Origin of the sequence: Candidatus Pelagadaptatus aseana, from assembly GCF_040362265.1 — a bacterium.
In the GTDB taxonomy this organism is placed as follows: domain Bacteria; phylum Pseudomonadota; class Gammaproteobacteria; order Pseudomonadales; family Cellvibrionaceae; genus Pelagadaptatus; species Pelagadaptatus aseana.
In genome coordinates this window covers 318,335-333,124 of record NZ_BAABNJ010000001.1, presented here as the reverse complement: position 1 = coordinate 333,124, position 14,790 = coordinate 318,335, and the positions used below count along the sequence as shown (strand labels likewise).

The 14,790-nt window shown below is 54.5% G+C and carries 12 protein-coding genes; 7 read left to right on the top strand and 5 right to left on the bottom strand.

Features of this window, described 5'->3' with window-relative positions:
- Positions 1 to 66 precede the first annotated feature (66 nt).
- A complete protein-coding gene (gene ettA / locus ACPXV9_RS01545; protein WP_423893988.1) occupies positions 67 to 1,731 on the bottom strand; it encodes an energy-dependent translational throttle protein EttA in 1,665 nt (554 codons plus the stop codon).
- Between the two features lie 193 nt (positions 1,732 to 1,924).
- On the opposite strand from ettA, the gene ACPXV9_RS01540 reads away from it, so the two are divergent.
- From ACPXV9_RS01540 to ACPXV9_RS01525, 4 genes are all read left to right on the top strand, one after another.
- On the top strand, positions 1,925 to 3,307 hold the full coding sequence (locus tag ACPXV9_RS01540; protein ID WP_423893986.1) for a hypothetical protein: 1,383 nt from the start codon (positions 1,925 to 1,927) through the stop codon (positions 3,305 to 3,307).
- Complete coding sequence (locus ACPXV9_RS01535; RefSeq protein ID WP_423893984.1) at positions 3,304 to 4,713, top strand: hypothetical protein; 1,410 nt, start codon at positions 3,304 to 3,306, stop codon at positions 4,711 to 4,713. Before ACPXV9_RS01540 ends, ACPXV9_RS01535 begins: the two co-directional genes overlap by 4 nt.
- A 145-nt stretch (positions 4,714 to 4,858) precedes the next feature.
- Complete coding sequence (locus ACPXV9_RS01530; RefSeq protein ID WP_423893982.1) at positions 4,859 to 6,295, top strand: hypothetical protein; 1,437 nt, start codon at positions 4,859 to 4,861, stop codon at positions 6,293 to 6,295.
- Between the two features lie 144 nt (positions 6,296 to 6,439).
- Complete coding sequence (locus tag ACPXV9_RS01525; RefSeq protein ID WP_423893981.1) at positions 6,440 to 7,858, top strand: aldehyde dehydrogenase family protein; 1,419 nt, start codon at positions 6,440 to 6,442, stop codon at positions 7,856 to 7,858.
- A 93-nt stretch (positions 7,859 to 7,951) separates the two neighbouring features.
- Here the strand turns inward: ACPXV9_RS01525 and ACPXV9_RS01520 are convergent, their stop codons facing one another.
- Positions 7,952 to 8,728 carry a type IV pili methyl-accepting chemotaxis transducer N-terminal domain-containing protein gene (locus ACPXV9_RS01520; protein WP_423893979.1) on the bottom strand — a complete coding sequence of 259 codons (777 nt, stop codon included), beginning with the start codon at positions 8,726 to 8,728 and terminating at the stop codon, positions 7,952 to 7,954.
- A gap of 185 nt (positions 8,729 to 8,913) precedes the next feature.
- Here ACPXV9_RS01520 and ACPXV9_RS01515 point away from each other — a divergent pair, with 185 nt between their 5' ends.
- From ACPXV9_RS01515 to ACPXV9_RS01505, 3 genes are read left to right on the top strand one after another with little or no spacing between them, the layout of a single operon-like run.
- A complete protein-coding gene (locus ACPXV9_RS01515; protein WP_423893977.1) occupies positions 8,914 to 10,323 on the top strand; it encodes a YjgN family protein in 1,410 nt (469 codons plus the stop codon).
- Positions 10,324 to 10,352: 29 nt separating this feature from the next.
- Positions 10,353 to 11,525 carry a M48 family metallopeptidase gene (locus ACPXV9_RS01510; protein ID WP_423893975.1) on the top strand — a complete coding sequence of 391 codons (1,173 nt, stop codon included), beginning with the start codon at positions 10,353 to 10,355 and terminating at the stop codon, positions 11,523 to 11,525.
- 12 nt (positions 11,526 to 11,537) lie between these two features.
- The gene (locus ACPXV9_RS01505; RefSeq protein ID WP_423893974.1) at positions 11,538 to 11,756 is read left to right on the top strand and encodes a cysteine-rich CWC family protein; all 219 of its coding nucleotides are present in this window, start codon (positions 11,538 to 11,540) and stop codon (positions 11,754 to 11,756) included.
- A gap of 8 nt (positions 11,757 to 11,764) precedes the next feature.
- Here ACPXV9_RS01505 and ACPXV9_RS01500 read toward each other — a convergent pair whose 3' ends face one another.
- The 3 genes from ACPXV9_RS01500 to ACPXV9_RS01490 form a co-directional block, all read right to left on the bottom strand.
- Positions 11,765 to 12,763 (bottom strand): helix-turn-helix domain-containing protein, encoded by a 999-nt coding sequence (locus ACPXV9_RS01500; RefSeq protein ID WP_423893972.1) that lies wholly within the window; start codon positions 12,761 to 12,763, stop codon positions 11,765 to 11,767.
- 15 nt (positions 12,764 to 12,778) lie between these two features.
- Positions 12,779 to 13,672: a sterol desaturase family protein gene (locus ACPXV9_RS01495; protein ID WP_423893971.1), complete on the bottom strand. Its 894-nt coding sequence runs from the start codon at positions 13,670 to 13,672 to the stop codon at positions 12,779 to 12,781.
- Positions 13,673 to 13,795: 123 nt separating this feature from the next.
- A complete protein-coding gene (locus ACPXV9_RS01490) occupies positions 13,796 to 14,719 on the bottom strand; it encodes a fatty acid desaturase family protein (protein ID WP_423893969.1) in 924 nt (307 codons plus the stop codon).
- Positions 14,720 to 14,790: the final 71 nt, after the last annotated feature.

Below are 14,790 nucleotides of genomic sequence, written 5' to 3'. Positions count from 1 at the left end.
AAAAATAAAAAAAGGGCGGATTGATCGAATCAATCCGCCCTTTTTCTGTTTGCGCAAAAGACCGTATCAGTCTTTCAGCTTCTTGTACTGCATGCGATGGGGTTGGGCATCTTCGCCTTTGCGCTTCACCAGATCTTCATGGTACTCGGTGTAGTTGCCTTCAAAGAACTCAATGGTGCCATCGTCTTCGTAGGCGAGGATATGGGTGGCCACGCGATCGAGGAACCAACGGTCGTGCGAGATTACCAGAGCACAGCCCGGGAATGTGTTGAGGGCTTCCTCCAGGGCACGCAGTGTTTCCACGTCCAGATCGTTTGACGGTTCATCGAGCAGCAGCACGTTGGCGCCCTGCTTCAGGGTGTTGGCCAGATGCAGGCGGCCGCGCTCACCACCGGACAGTTCACCGACGCGTTTCTGCTGATCGCTGCCCTTGAAGTTAAAGCGGCCGACATAGCTGCGGGAGCTGACTTCGTAGTTGCCGATCTTGAGAATGTCCTGCCCCTCGGAAATTTCTTCCCAGACGGTTTTGCTGTTATCCAGATTTTCCCGGCTCTGCTCAACAAAGGCGACGTTGACGGTTTCACCCAGAACCACTTCACCGCTGTCGGGCTGTTCGGTGCCGGCGATCATGCGGAACAGGGTGGATTTACCCGCGCCGTTGGCGCCAACGATACCGACGATGGCGCCCTTGGGCACGGTAAAGCTCAGGTCTTCGATCAACAGGCGATCGTCAAAGCTCTTGGTGACGTTGTGGAATTCGATGACCTTGTCGCCCAGACGGTCGCCGGGTGGGATGTAGATTTCGTTGGTCTCGTTGCGAGTCTGGAATTCCTGAGACTGCATTTCTTCAAAGCGGGCCAGACGTGCCTTGTTCTTGGCGTGACGACCTTTGGGGTTTTGACGCACCCACTCAAGTTCGGCCTTGATGGCTTTCTGATGAGAGGCTTCGGTGCGCTGCTCCTGCTCCAGACGGGCTTCTTTCTGCTCCAGCCAGCTGGAGTAGTTACCCTCGTAGGGAATGCCGTGGCCACGGTCCAGTTCCAGAATCCAGCCGGCGGCGTTGTCGAGGAAGTAACGATCGTGGGTAATGGCGACCACGGTACCGGGGAAGTCCACCAGAAACCGCTCCAGCCAGTAAACCGATTCGGCATCCAGGTGGTTGGTGGGCTCGTCCAGCAGCAGCATGTCCGGGCGCGACAGCAGCAGGCGACACAGGGCAACGCGGCGGCGCTCACCGCCGGACAGTTTGGTTACATCCGCATCCCAGGGCGGCAGGCGCAGGGCATCGGCCGCGGCCTCCAGTTTGTGATCCAGATTGTGGGCGTCCCAGGCCTGGATAATGTCTTCCAGCTGACCCTGTTTTTTGGCCAGAGCATCAAAGTCGGCATCCGGTTCAGCGTAATCAGCAAACACCTGATCCAGTGCGGCCATAGCATCCAGCGCTTCACGCACGCCATCTTCCACATTGCCGCGCACGTCTTTTTCCGGGTCCAGTTCCGGTTCCTGTGGCAGGTAGCCAACCTTGATGCCGGGCATGGGACGGGCTTCGCCGCTGATGTCGGTGTCGACGCCGGCCATAATGCGCAGCAGCGTGGACTTACCCGCACCATTGAGGCCCAGTACACCGATCTTGGCGCCGGGGAAAAAGGACAGGGAAATATCTTTCAGAATTTCGCGTTTGGGGGGAACCACCTTGCCAACGCGGTTCATGGAATACACGTACTGTGCCATGGGCTAAAACCTCTTTGAATCTGCTGCAGCGAGTGCTGTGTGAGATAGCGTTACAAGAGCGGAAAGGTACAGAAACTGCGGCCTTAATACAATCATAACGGCCCGGGCAACTTGGTGGTTTGAGTGGTGGGGGTATATTCTTGAAGCATCAACAGGTTTTAGGCCGTCATTATTGGAATTGGGTAGTAAGGGTTTGCAGTTATCAAAGTCTGGTGGCTATTGGACGGGTCTGTGCCGCCTCATATTTCTGGGCGTTTTGCTGTCGCTTGCGCCGATCGCGCCGGTGCTGGCTGAGGCGCTCAAACCCTTCCGGCTTGGCTGTGTCAGCTCGCCGGATATGCCGGCTGCCCGTTATCTTGCCAGCGTTATTACTCCGGTACTCAGGCGCGAAGGCTATCGTCTGGAGATGATCACCGACGCCGCCGATCGTTTGAATGACATGCTGGTTCGTGGCGAGCTCGATGGTGACTGTGGTCGCTGGAAAACTTTTGGCGATGAGCTGGAGGGAGTGGTCCGGGTGGAGCCTTCCTTTCGTCACGAGGGTTTTGCCATATGGGGTGATCAGTCACTTGTGCAGGCTTCAACAGCAAGACTGCGCCTTGGTTATCCCAGAGGTTGGGTGATGAAGTCGCCTATTCTTGAAACTCTGGGTTATCAGAGTTTGCATGGCTATGGTGATGCCAAGGCATTACTTGATGCCGTTGCGGCAGGAGAGATTGATGCGTTTGTGAGTTACACCGCCGCCGTAAATAAACACCGGGACCCCGAACGCCATGCTGCGGTGATGTTTCATCGAGACATTGTTTCCCTACCTGTTTATTTGTACCTGCACCCCCGCTGGACTGCGCTGGCTGAAGATTTTGCCAAAGCCATCCAGCTGAAACAGCAGCAACCTCTGTACACCAAGGAGGTGCCGGATCAATGGTTCGCAAGATCGGAACGCCGCATCGTGTTCAGTTGCCTGGTACCTGATCGCTATCCTCTGTTTACCGAGTTTGAATCTTTCTATCGCGAGGCATTCGCCGCCCTTGGTTACAATTTTTCCATGATTTCTTTGCCCCGGGCGCGGGAAATCGCCGAGTTGCTCAATGGCCGGGTGGATGGTGTGTGCGCCCGGGTGGATGTTGAGCCGTTCAGCTCGGCCAATAATCTCCAGCGTCTCGATATCGCCGTGGGCAATATCACCCAGATGGTGGTTTCCCCGGTCCCATTACCTGAGGTGCCCATTGGGCAGCTTCCACAAGGGCGGTTGGGCTATGTTCGAGGCGCACAGGTCAGTTTGACGTGGCTGCGGGCATTTCCGCAGATGGAGCAGATCGTTCTGAACAGCAGTGAGAGTGGATTAAAAATGCTGGCGGCCGGTCGTCTGGATTACTTGCTGGATAACAGTGTGGCCGTCAACATCATGTTCCGGCATTTGGGGGTTGATATCCCGCTGTATCGCAAACCTTATGGTCAGCCGGTACCGGTTTATCCCTTCTTGAACAAACGTCATCTGGGTATTCAGCAAGCGCTGCAGGAGCAGTTGGTTCTGCAGTTGCGAAATTACCCTGAAAATATCATTCTGGGTCGATGAGTTTATTGGATGTGGCCTGTCTGGAGCAAAGTGGTAAAAGCATGAAGAGTATCGGGGTCAAGGTGTGCCGCTTATTGCTGTCCGTGTCAGTTGCTTTGATGTGGTGCCATGCGCAGGCCGAGCAGCGGGAGCGGTTTCAACTGGGCTGCATCAGTTCGCCAGACATGCCCGATACCCAATACCTGGCCAGCATCATAACGCCGATTCTTGAGCGTGGCGGTTATCAGCTGGAGATTGAATCCGGTGACGCGACCCTCATCAATCAGCGGGTGCAACAGGGTGAATTGAAAGGTGACTGTGGGCGTTGGCGAGCTTACGGTGATGCCTATCCGAATATGCTGCGGGTTGATCCGCCATTCCGTCATGAAACGTTTGGTGTCTGGGGGGCTGCGGATAAAGTTCATGAGCCGGTAGCGAACTTGCGACTGGGACAGCCGTCGGGCTGGTTCGTCGGTTCCCCCATATTGTCCAACCTGGGTTACGGCAGCCTGAAAAGTTATCCCGGTTTTGATGACTTGCTTGATGCGGTCGTTGCCGGCGAGCTGGATGCCTTTGTCAGTTATGGCGCCGGTATCAGTCAGCGCCAGGATGATCTGATTAAGGCGGGTATCCGCCATCATCAGGACATTGTATCGGTACCCATTCATCTGTTTTTGCGACCTGAGTGGCAGACACTGGTGCCCTATTTCAGTGTCGCCATCGAGAGCCGGCAAAACCAGAATCCCTTTCCCAAGCTGGATCTGAAGCAGCTGAACAGGGCTGGCGAGCGGCACATAGTATTCAGTTGTTCGATTCCGGCTCAGTACCCATTGTTTGAGGTGGTGGAAGATTTTTATCGTCAGGCCTTTGAAGCACTGGGTTACCGCTTTACCATGGTGCCCATGCCCAGAATACGGGAGATGGCAGAGGTGATTAACGGTCGGGTGGATGGCTCCTGTGTGCGCACCAATCTACCGCCGTTCAATGACAAGGAACATCTTATTCTGGTGGACGTGCCGCTGGCCGGCGTATCCACGATCATCCTTTCGACCCGGCAGTTAGACGGTGAGCCCGAGCAGATCCTGACATCCGGCCGACTGGGGTATGTGCGAGGGTCACAGGTCAGTATCAATGCCCTGAAGCATTTCCCGGGCATGGAGGTGGTGGGTCTCAATACCCAGGAGAGTGGCTTGAAGATGCTGGTTGCCGGACGGATTGATTATCTGCTCGATAACAGCGTGGTGGTCAAAATCGTCTCGGAAACTTTGGGCATTGAGTCGCTGCTGTATCGCAAGTCATTTGGTGACCCTGTGCTGTTGTACCCCTATCTGAACCGCCGTTACGAGGAGCTGGCCGAGCCACTGGCCGAACAATTGCGACATCAGTTGCAGCAATACCCGGGCAATCTGATTGTCGGGTGGCAATGAGCCCTAACGGGTTTGGTCTGCCGGATCTGATTTGCTAGTCTGAGTAGAAGGCTGGTTGGCGTCGGACATGATGGAAAGCCGTAAGCCACTGACAGCAAAACACAACGATAACAACATGACAGTCTGTCGTGGTAATGACATAAGCATGAACTCAAACTTTCACAGTGATCAAAGCAACAATCAGCCGATGTTTAAATTGCGACTGGTCTGGTTGGTTACGCTGTTGTGGTGTTTGGGTTCTGGCTTGATGCCGGCACACGCCGATTCTTCCTCTGGTGCTCTTTCCTCCGCTGCTCTTCCCTCTGATGTTCTGCGGTTGGGTTGTCTCAGCTCTTTAGGCATGCCGGATACTGAATTTCTTCAGAGCATTATGCAGCCGGTTCTGGATCGGCACGGTATGCGTTTGGAGATTGTGCAAATGCCGCCGGAGCAAATCACCCAGTCGATCCGCGAGGGCTCGGTGGATGGCGACTGTGGTCGTTCCGCCTATTATTCCAGTCTTTTTGATGGCGCATTGATCCGGGTTGAGCCTGCGTTCCGCAATGAGACCGTGGTGGTTTGGGGGCGAAAAGATAAGAGAGATCTTGCTCCTGAAGAGCTGGCTCTGGGGTTTCCCAAAGGCTGGAACAGCATCAAATACGACGTGTTGGCTCTGGGTTACAAGGGCTGGCGAATTTTTGAAGACCTTGATCAGGTGGCCAGGGAAGCCTCTGCCGGTAACGTCGATGCGTTTGTCAGTTATTACGCCGCCATCGATGTGCGCATGCCGCAGTTGCAACAGATGGATCTGGTGTACCACCGCGACCTGTACACTGTTCCGGTCTATGTGCATCTTGCAAAGCGCTTCGAATGGCTGCTGCCCGAGCTGAAGCAAGCCATAAGGTTGCGCAAGCAGGCGTCGCCCTACCCGGATTACGATGTCACCCAGTTTGAGCAGCGTGACCGGCGTCATATCGTATTTGGCTGTTCGGTGCCGCCGAAGTACCCGGCTTTTGAGCAGGTGAAGCGTTTCTATCAGCAGGCGTTTGGCGAGCTGGGTTATGACTTTACGCTGGTTCCCTTGCCCCGGGCCCGGGAAGTGGCTGAAGTGTTGAATGGCCGCTTGGATGGCAGTTGTGCCCGTCCGAATGTGGCGCCATTCAGCAGCAGTGCCGAACTGATTCAGCTTGAGGTTCCCGTGGCCAGGGCAACCCCGCAATTGTTAACGCACATCAAAGACCTTTCCGGGGTGGCTGCTGCGGCTCACGAGGCCAAGCTGGCCTACGTTCGTGGTGGCCAGTGGGCCGGTCAGAAGTTCGGGCTGCTCGGGGACAGAAAATCCATTGGTGTTACCACCGTGGATATTGGCATCAAAATGCTGGCAGCCAAGCGCATCGGCTTTTTTGTCGACAACAGCCTGATGCAGGATACGGTGTTGGGGGCAATGAAAATAGACACGCCTTTATATCGGCACAGTCTGGGCGAGCCATACTATCTCTATCCGTTCATTAAGCGCTCTCACCAGGAATTGGTAAAGCCTCTGGAGCAGCAGTTGCGAATTTATCTGGAGAAAAACGCTACTGAAGCGTTGGTGGAGGATTAGTTTTCTCCGCAATATAGTCCATCCCATAAGCAATATAGTGAATTGGAGCCCGGTTGTTGACGGCTTATCATGCTTGCCGTTGATTAAATGATAACCAGTGTGGTGTCGTGCGGCACCCGAGAGATTGCTAAAAGAGGAACCGACATGGCTTTGGATAATAAAATTGCAGATACCGACGAAGCTCGTCAGATCGCTGCCATGATGGAGCGCGCCCGTGCCGCTCAGGCGCAGATAGAAAACTATACTCAGGAGCAGGTAAACGAGCTGATCAAAGCCATGGTCTGGTCCTGTTGTCAGCCGGGTGTTGCTGAGGGCATTGCCCAGCACACCGTGGACGAAACCCAACTGGGTAACTACGACGGCAAGTTTGCCAAGATCTTCACCAAGACCCGTGCTGCGCTGCTGGACATCATCGATGACGTCTCAGTGGGTGTGATCGAAGAAGACAAAGAGCGCAATATCATCAAGGTGGCCAAGCCTGTGGGTGTGATTGGCGCGCTGTCGCCTTCCACCAACCCTGAAGCCACGCCGGTGATCAAAGGCATCAATGCCGTCAAGGGTCGCAATGCCATCATTGTGGCGCCACACCCGCGCGCCAAGCTCACCAACAAGATGATCATCGACAACATGCGCGCTGCGCTGGAAAAAATGGGCGCGCCGGCTGATCTGGTTCAGGGCATTGAAGTGCCATCGCTGGAGCTGACCGATGAGTTGATGAAGCAATGTGATCTGGTGCTGGCCACCGGTGGTCCGGCCATGGTGCGCTCGGCATATTCGTCCGGAACTCCGGCTTTGGGTGTGGGTGCGGGCAATGCGGTCATCACCGTGGACGATAGCGCCGATCTGGATGACGCGGCCGAGAAAATCCGCATTTCCAAAACGCTGGATCTGGCCGCTTCCTGTTCTGCCGATAACTCCGTTATAGCGTTTGAATCCATTTACGATCAGTTGCTGGAAAAGCTGGTGGCCGAAGGCGGTTACATCGCCTCCAAGGAAGAGTCCGACAAAATTGAGGCGGTGCTGTGGGAAAACGGCGCGCTGAACCCTCGAGCCGTGGTACTGCGCCCGCAGGTACTGGCGGAAATGTGCGGCTTTGAAATCCCGGAGGATCGCAAGTTCATTATTGTCCCGGAAGAGGGCGTTGGGCCGGACAATCCATTCTCCGGTGAAAAGCTGTCAGCCATCATGGCGTTCTACAAGGTCAAGTGCATTGATACCGCGATTGAACTGACCAACGCCATTCAAGCGTATCAGGGAATGGGACACTCCTGTGGCATCTACTCCAACAACGATGACAACATTCTCAAGTTGGGTATGGGCACCAAGACCTCGCGCGTGATGGTCAATCAGCCACAGGCACCTTCCAACTCCGGTAACCTCTGGAATGGCATGCGCCAGACCTTCTCACTGGGGTGTGGCAGTTGGGGGGGTAACTCCACCAACGAAAACATCAACTGGAAGCATCTGGTGAACGTCACCTGGATTTCCAAACCGCTGGCCACGCCCAAAGTGATCCCGGCGGATGATGAGCTGTTCGGTGATGTCATTACCAAATTGAAGTGAACAAATAGTCAGTTGTTCAATCTCATAACGGGGCCCACGCCTTGAAGGTCTCCGTTCTTTTTGGCCCGCCTTGCAATGTGCAGCAGGGCGGGCCTATTTTTCCAAGTCATTCATCACCTGCGCGTACATCCCGGTAATGATATTCATATTGTGCAACATCATATCCGTGGTGCCGATGGTGACGTAAATCACCCGGTCGCCCACTGTACTGATCTCGCCATCAAAACCTCTGGATGCGTATTTGAAATGACCTTTGGTGCGCATTAATTTGGTGTCAATTTTATCGGTATTGAGGGGGCTGTCGATCAGGTAATTGAGCATGTGCTCAAATTCGGCCAGGTCTTCGGATAAAAGTTCTTGTGCATTTCCTCCACCCACGCCCCAATAGTGTGCAACGTAGTTCTTGGCGATGCGCTGTGACAGCATGCGTTGGCGCCCGGAAATATTGACCAACTCAGCGGCCTTGTGATTGGCGAGTTCCTGCAGTGCCAGTACGTACTGATGGGCTGCGGGCAGCAATTGATTGCTCTGGATGAACAGGTCCTGAGCGTTGGTCTCAGACACCTTCTGGGAGGCAATGGCTTTGAATTTGTCCCACTGCTGGTAGACCGGATCCAGTTGCTTCCTCACGGGGGCTGCGGCTTTGAAGCCGGCGAGGGTTCCCAGATTCCGTTCAAATTCGTTGAAGCAGCGTTCAAACACGGCCTTGTGCTTTTCTGAATCCGGTTGGATTCCCATCAGGATATAAGCCTGAGTAATGCGCTGTGACAGCATCCTTTGGCGGCCGGCCATGTTGATGGCATCGCCCATGGAGAACGCGTAAACGTCGGTGCAAATCAAAATTGAGAATAAAAGTAAGAGCTGTTTCATTGCAGTGCTCCATTCGTCCGTGGAAGTTTGAATGTTTACAGCAGGTTTGATGCCAGTCTGCAGTCGATGCTGAATCAGGCGTCACTAATTTTTAATGGGGCCAGTGTCGGAGATGGCAGAGGCTTTACATCGGGGTTAGTATGAGCGCAGGAAACAATAATCATAATAAGGAGGCGTTGTCTCAAGTGAGCTACGACATTGTATTCAAAGGGGAAGTTCTGGATGGTTTTACCGAGGACGGGGTAAAGCAGGAGTTTGCCAGATTGTTCAAACAAAGTGCCGAGCGGGTGGAAAAGATTTTCTCTGTGCCCTCGGCGGTACTCAAATCCGGCCTCGATGAAGCCGCCGCCAAGCGCTATCGCGAGGTCCTGTCCGATGCGGGCGCGCGCATCTACATCAGCCCTGAATTGCCCGCTGCCGGTTTGCAGCTGTCCGAACTTGAAACCACGCAAAGCAATGCCGCTGTCGAAGCCCCAGCGGCTTCCTACGCCATCGCCAATACCGGTGCGCGCATTGAGGCGTCCGTTGCCGAGACTTCTCAAGCGGTTGCCGGCACTTCCCAAACGGTTGCCGGCGATGGGGATCGGGTTAATGATGCTGACGACGTCGACGCGGGGGGGCTGAAAACCCTGCCGTTCAAGTTTACCGGCAACGGTTCGGAATATTTCAAAATATGGATCGTCAATATTTTGCTGACGATTGTGACTCTGGGGATTTACTCCGCCTGGGCCAAGGTGCGCAACAAGCGTTACTTCTATAGCAATACCGATCTCGACGGCAGTCGTTTCGAGTATCTGGCCAGCCCCATCAGCATTCTAAAGGGCCGCCTGATTGCGGTGGCCTTTTTTGCGATCTACACCCTGGCGGGTAATTTTTTCCCGCCGCTGGGGATTGCCCTGTTTTTGGTGCTGATCGTGTTTCTGCCGTGGATGGTGGTTCGCTCACTGGCCTTTAATGCCCGCTACAGCGCGTATCGCAACATTCGCTTTAATTTTAAGGGTGATATCAAAGGCGCCCTGATGGCGTTTATTGTCTGGCCGGTATTGGGCGCCCTAACGCTGGGTATTCTGATGCCACTGGCAGTCTGTAAGCAGCATCAGTTTATGATCAATGGCTACCGCTATGGCACCAGTGAGTTTGAGTATCACGCCGGTGCCCGCGATTACTACCGCATTTTTCTGATGCTGTTTGGTATCGGTCTGCTGGGTGGGGTGTTGGCAGGTTTGGTGCAGGCGACCCTGCCCTTGCTGTTCGGTTTGATTGTGCTGACCATGTACTTGTATTTGTTTGCGTATTTTACGGTGCACATTAAAAACCTGAATTTCAATAACGCGACCTTGGGGTTGAATGGTTTCAGTGCCCGGTTGCAATTGAATTCTTACGCCTGGCTGCTGTTTACCAACACTCTGTTTACCGTGTTGACCATTGGTTTGTATCGTCCCTGGGCGGCGGTGCGAACGGCCAATTACATTGCCGAGCACGTCAGTTTTGAAGCGCAGTCGGATCTCGACGAGTTTGTTGCCGATGAGCAACAACAAGTCAGTGCCCTGGGTGAAGAGCTGGGTGAAGTGTTCGATTTTGATTTCGGATTGTAATCACCGTGAGCAACGCCGGAGGAAAGTTTGTGGGACGTTTTGAAGGCCGCTGGTACGACGGCAGCAGTTCGCGCCAGCAAGTTTGCACTCTGCAGATAAGTGAACGCGGTGACATGCAGGTGGTCGCTGACGATGACTCGCTGCCATTGCATCAGGACCAGTGGTTAAACGTTAAACTTTCCTCCCGGCTTGGTAATACGCCGCGCTATTTCGAGTTCGCCGATGGTCAGAAATTTGAAACGCTGGATAACGACGGCGTGGATGCCCTGATTGAGCAGTTGCGCGCCGAAGGCATCAGCCATCCCGCCAGCGCCATGGCAAAATTGCTGCACCTGATGGAGTCAAAAATCCGCTATGGGTTGCTGGCGCTGCTGGTGGTGATTGCCGTCGGTACCTGGTCAACGGTTTATGGTGTGCCGGCTGTATCCAAATGGATTGCCTATCAGTTGCCGCCGGATGTGTTGAGTCTGGCATCGGAGCAGACCATGGAGTTGCTCGACAGCAGTGTGTTTGAAGCCAGCACGCTGGAACCGGAAGTCAGCGATCGGGTGCTCCAACATTTTCAACCGGCGCTGGATCACTACGCCGACTTGAATGTTCGGGTGTTGTTTCGCGATGGTGCCGGAATGGGAGCCAATGCCTTTGCCCTGCCCGATGGCACGATTGTGTTTACCGATCAGATGGTGCGGCTGGCCCAGCATGACGATCAACTGCTGGCGGTGCTGGCTCATGAAATCGGTCACGTGTATTACCGGCATGGCATGCGCTCTCTGGTTCAGAACTCGATGCTGGCTTTTATGCTGTTGATGATGTCCGGCGATGTGGGCGCCACGGCTGAAATTTTTCTGGCCCTGCCGATTTTTCTCACCGAGATGGCCTACTCAAGAAATTATGAACGGGAGTCGGACGATTTTGCCCTGAGCTATTTGCTGGAGCACAACATCGATAAATCCAGCTTCCCTGATTTGATGTCGCGGCTGCAGTTGTTCAGTATCTGTATGCAGTCACCGGACGGCAGTTGCGCTGACCCCGAGGCCGAGGTGGATGCCGAGGCCGCCTATCGCCAGTTTGAGCAGGGCTGCCTGCACAAGGTGTTGGCGGGAGAAATCGAAGCGCCGACGAACATGGGAGAAAGCTGGGGGGATTACCTGAGCAGTCATCCCGCCACCGAAGAGCGGCTGCTTAAATTCAGAGACGAGTAACGGTAAGTTTTTATGGTTGAGCAGTTCGATCAGTTTCAGTGCCCCTTTTGTCACCAGTCCAATGCCTGTGGTGCCCAGGACGATAAACCCTGCTGGTGTTTTACCTTGAGTGTGCCGCAGGAATTGCTGGCGCTGTTGCCCGAGCAGGCCAGACGCAAGGCCTGTGTCTGTCAGCGCTGTGTTGAATCGTTCAATCAGGACCCGGCCGCTTTCAAAGCCAGTCTGGCCTGACCCGGTTGCTATTCGCTTCGACCGGACTTGCGGTATTGACCGGGAGTCTGGTGAGTCCAGCTTTTAAAAAGCCGCTTGAAACTGTTGGGGCTGTCATAGCCAATGATGTGGGCAATGTCGTCTACAGCCAGTGGCGTGGTTCTCAGCAGATGTTGCGCGCGCTCGATGCGCAACTCCCGCAGTAATTCATTGTAAGACGTGCCTTCTTTTTCCAGCAGGCGCCGGTAGGTCCGCTCGCTGACGCCCTGAAATTTTGCCAGCTCCGACAGGGTCGGTGGTGAGGCCAGCCGACTGGCCAGTTGGCTGCGGGTGCGCCGGCTGATGTTGTCGAATTTGGTTTTATAGCTCTGCAGTTGCGCGCGGCATTGCTCCGTGGAAAGTTGCAGCAGAATCTTGTCGGCCGAAGGCAATTTTTGTTGCAGCACCGAGTTGGGAATCCACAGACTGTTGTTGGCGCAATCAAATTGCCAATGGATGTGCCCCCTGTGACTGTAACTGTGTGCCGGTTGGGGGTAACGCACTTTGGCCGTCATCGTTAGTTGTGAGCTGGGCAGTAATGCCCGATAAAACTGGGACAGGGAAAAAATAACAAACTCGACAATAAATTGTTCCAGATTGCCCATGGGTTCCGAAAAGCTCAGGGTCAGCTCCATGCCTTCCTGATAGGGGCTGGCAATAAACCCCAGAGAAGTGATGCGGGTGCTGATGTACTGCTCGTCAATCAGTAGCGCGTCATAAACGGTGTGGCTGCTTTGCGCGGCGTAACCCAGATAGCCGTGCATGCCCGGGGCCATGCGATTGCCCAATTGATAGCCCAGTGAAGCTCCCTGCAGGCTGGTTTGAGCGTAGTCAACCAGACTGGCGAGCAGATCCAGACTGACCATGCCCTCCTCGGGCAATTGGATGTTCAGTGATTCACACAATTCAACCGGGCTGGCACCGGATTGTTCGAGTAACTCCAGCAGCCCATAGAGGTAGTCGACGTGAATTTCGGAACGGTAAGGCATGACGGGTTGGCGACCTTATAGGGTATTGGCGGTTTCAGATGGCGCTTGGCTTTTATCGGTCTGGCGCTGATCAATCCAGCCGGGGCCTTTCCATAATACCCGCAAATCTCTGGTCTGCCACAGATCAGCCAGCATGTCGCGCCATTCGTGAAACAGCAGTGTAAACGGATTGTAGCTGCGCGGTTGGTTGCGGGTGATGCCATAACTCAATTCACCCGCGTCCTGCTCCGACACAAAGGTACCGAACAGGCGATCCCAGATGATCAGGGTGCCGCCGAAGTTGGTGTCGATCTGTTCGGGTTTGCAGCCGTGGTGCACCCTGTGATGGGAGGGGGTGTTGAATATCAGGCCCAGACGATCCAGCGGCGAAGGCATCTCCGTATGGAGCAGGAATTGGTACAAGAGATTAATTTCCAGTGCCAGCAGCACCATGTTCATATCGAAGCCGATCAAGGCGGCCGGAACCCAGAGAATCAACATGGTGCCATTGAGGGCGATGGTAAAATTCTGACGCAACGCCACGGAATAGTTGTAGCGGTCCGACGAGTGATGGGTGACGTGGGATGTCCAGAACCAGCGCACCTTGTGCATGGTCAGGTGCAGAACATAAAAACCCAGATCTACCGCGAAAAACGTCACCAGCCACATATACCACTGATCGCCCATGGCCAGATTGAGGCCGAAGGATTTGATCTCATCATAAAAAAGAACCACGGTCAGGGCGATCACAACCGCGTCGATCAATTTGTAACTGGAGCCCAGAGAAAAGTTACTGAGCACCTCTTTCAAACCCAGCGTTTTACTGTTGTCGCGCTTGCTCCAGTACCAGTTTTCATAACTCACCAGTACCAGAACAAAGGCGATGACGATGGCTAGAAACAGACTGGCGTGAATCAGAAAATCCTGCATCGGCAGATCCCCATGTTGTTGTTAGCGTGGGGATATTGTGTGATGTGCCGATGCTGTCAGACATCACCCAGACTGCCAGTTTATATCCGATTCGGCCATCTGGGTGGTTTGTTCAACCCTGTCCTAGTCGGTTTGACAAGAGTCGGTTTGCACATGGTCGGTTTGTAAGCCTCGCCATGTCAGCCGATACACCGGGGCGTTCTTCTCCCGCATGATGGGCTCGATGCGATCGAACACCTGGCGATAGCGATAGAAGGGCACCTTGGGGAACAGGTGGTGAATGGAGTGGTAATTCTGGTAGACCCACAGACCGGTCAGCAGGCTGTTCATTTTACCCGGTACGCGAATGGTGGAGGTGCCTTCATAGCGGGCGGTTTGGGTGTGTGGGTGGTGAACGATGTAGGCGAACAGATACAGGGTGATGCCCAGCCCGCCAATGTTGCCAATCACAAACAGCGCCAGTGCTTCCTGCCACAGCCCCAGTGCGATAAACATACCGCGAAAGGTGATGGCGGCGCAGACTTCCGCCAGAAAAATACATTTTTCTTTGGTAGGCGCCTTACCCCAGCGGGTGTCGAGATAATAGCTGTACTGTCGGATCAACAGATGAATCGCGGTGGTGAACACTTTAATCGGCGAGTTGCCGCAGCCGGCCAGTATGGCGTCCGGATCGGTGTCGGGGTCGTTAGTAAAGCGATGGTGCGCCAGATGCTCGACCCGGTGAGCGGTTAGGGGCATGCACAGCACCATGGCTGACAGATAACCCAGCGCTTCATTGAGCCAGCGCCACTGGGCGTACTTGCCCGATATGTTGTTGTGGGCCGATTCATGCAGGGTGGTGTAGGCCAGATAGGTCAGCAGGGCACTGCCCAGAGCGACCGCCCACAGGGGGATCAGTTGTTGCAGTGTGAAGACGATCAGCAGGGCGTAGCCGAGCAGTACGCTGCTGGCGTAGATCGCCGTTGGCCAGGCCAGTTGGCCCATGTGCTCGGATGCAACCTTGAGCGCCTGATGATCGGGGCTGGTTGCGGCAGTGTCTGTGTTCATGGCGGTATCCATAGGTTGTTTATTTGTGTTGTCGGTTGCTTGTTTATTGGTGTCTTCGGTTGCTTTATGGT

Coding starts and splice junctions, on each gene's coding strand:
- ACPXV9_RS01500 (WP_423893972.1), bottom strand. CDS start 12,763: ATGCCTTACCGTTCCGAAATTCACGTCGACTACCTCTATGGGCTGCTG.
- ettA (WP_423893988.1), bottom strand. CDS start 1,731: ATGGCACAGTACGTGTATTCCATGAACCGCGTTGGCAAGGTGGTTCCC.
- ACPXV9_RS01495 (WP_423893971.1), bottom strand. CDS start 13,672: ATGCAGGATTTTCTGATTCACGCCAGTCTGTTTCTAGCCATCGTCATC.
- ACPXV9_RS01535 (WP_423893984.1), top strand. CDS start 3,304: ATGAGTTTATTGGATGTGGCCTGTCTGGAGCAAAGTGGTAAAAGCATG.
- ACPXV9_RS01505 (WP_423893974.1), top strand. CDS start 11,538: ATGGTTGAGCAGTTCGATCAGTTTCAGTGCCCCTTTTGTCACCAGTCC.
- ACPXV9_RS01520 (WP_423893979.1), bottom strand. CDS start 8,728: ATGAAACAGCTCTTACTTTTATTCTCAATTTTGATTTGCACCGACGTT.
- ACPXV9_RS01490 (WP_423893969.1), bottom strand. CDS start 14,719: ATGAACACAGACACTGCCGCAACCAGCCCCGATCATCAGGCGCTCAAG.
- ACPXV9_RS01530 (WP_423893982.1), top strand. CDS start 4,859: ATGAACTCAAACTTTCACAGTGATCAAAGCAACAATCAGCCGATGTTT.
- ACPXV9_RS01525 (WP_423893981.1), top strand. CDS start 6,440: ATGGCTTTGGATAATAAAATTGCAGATACCGACGAAGCTCGTCAGATC.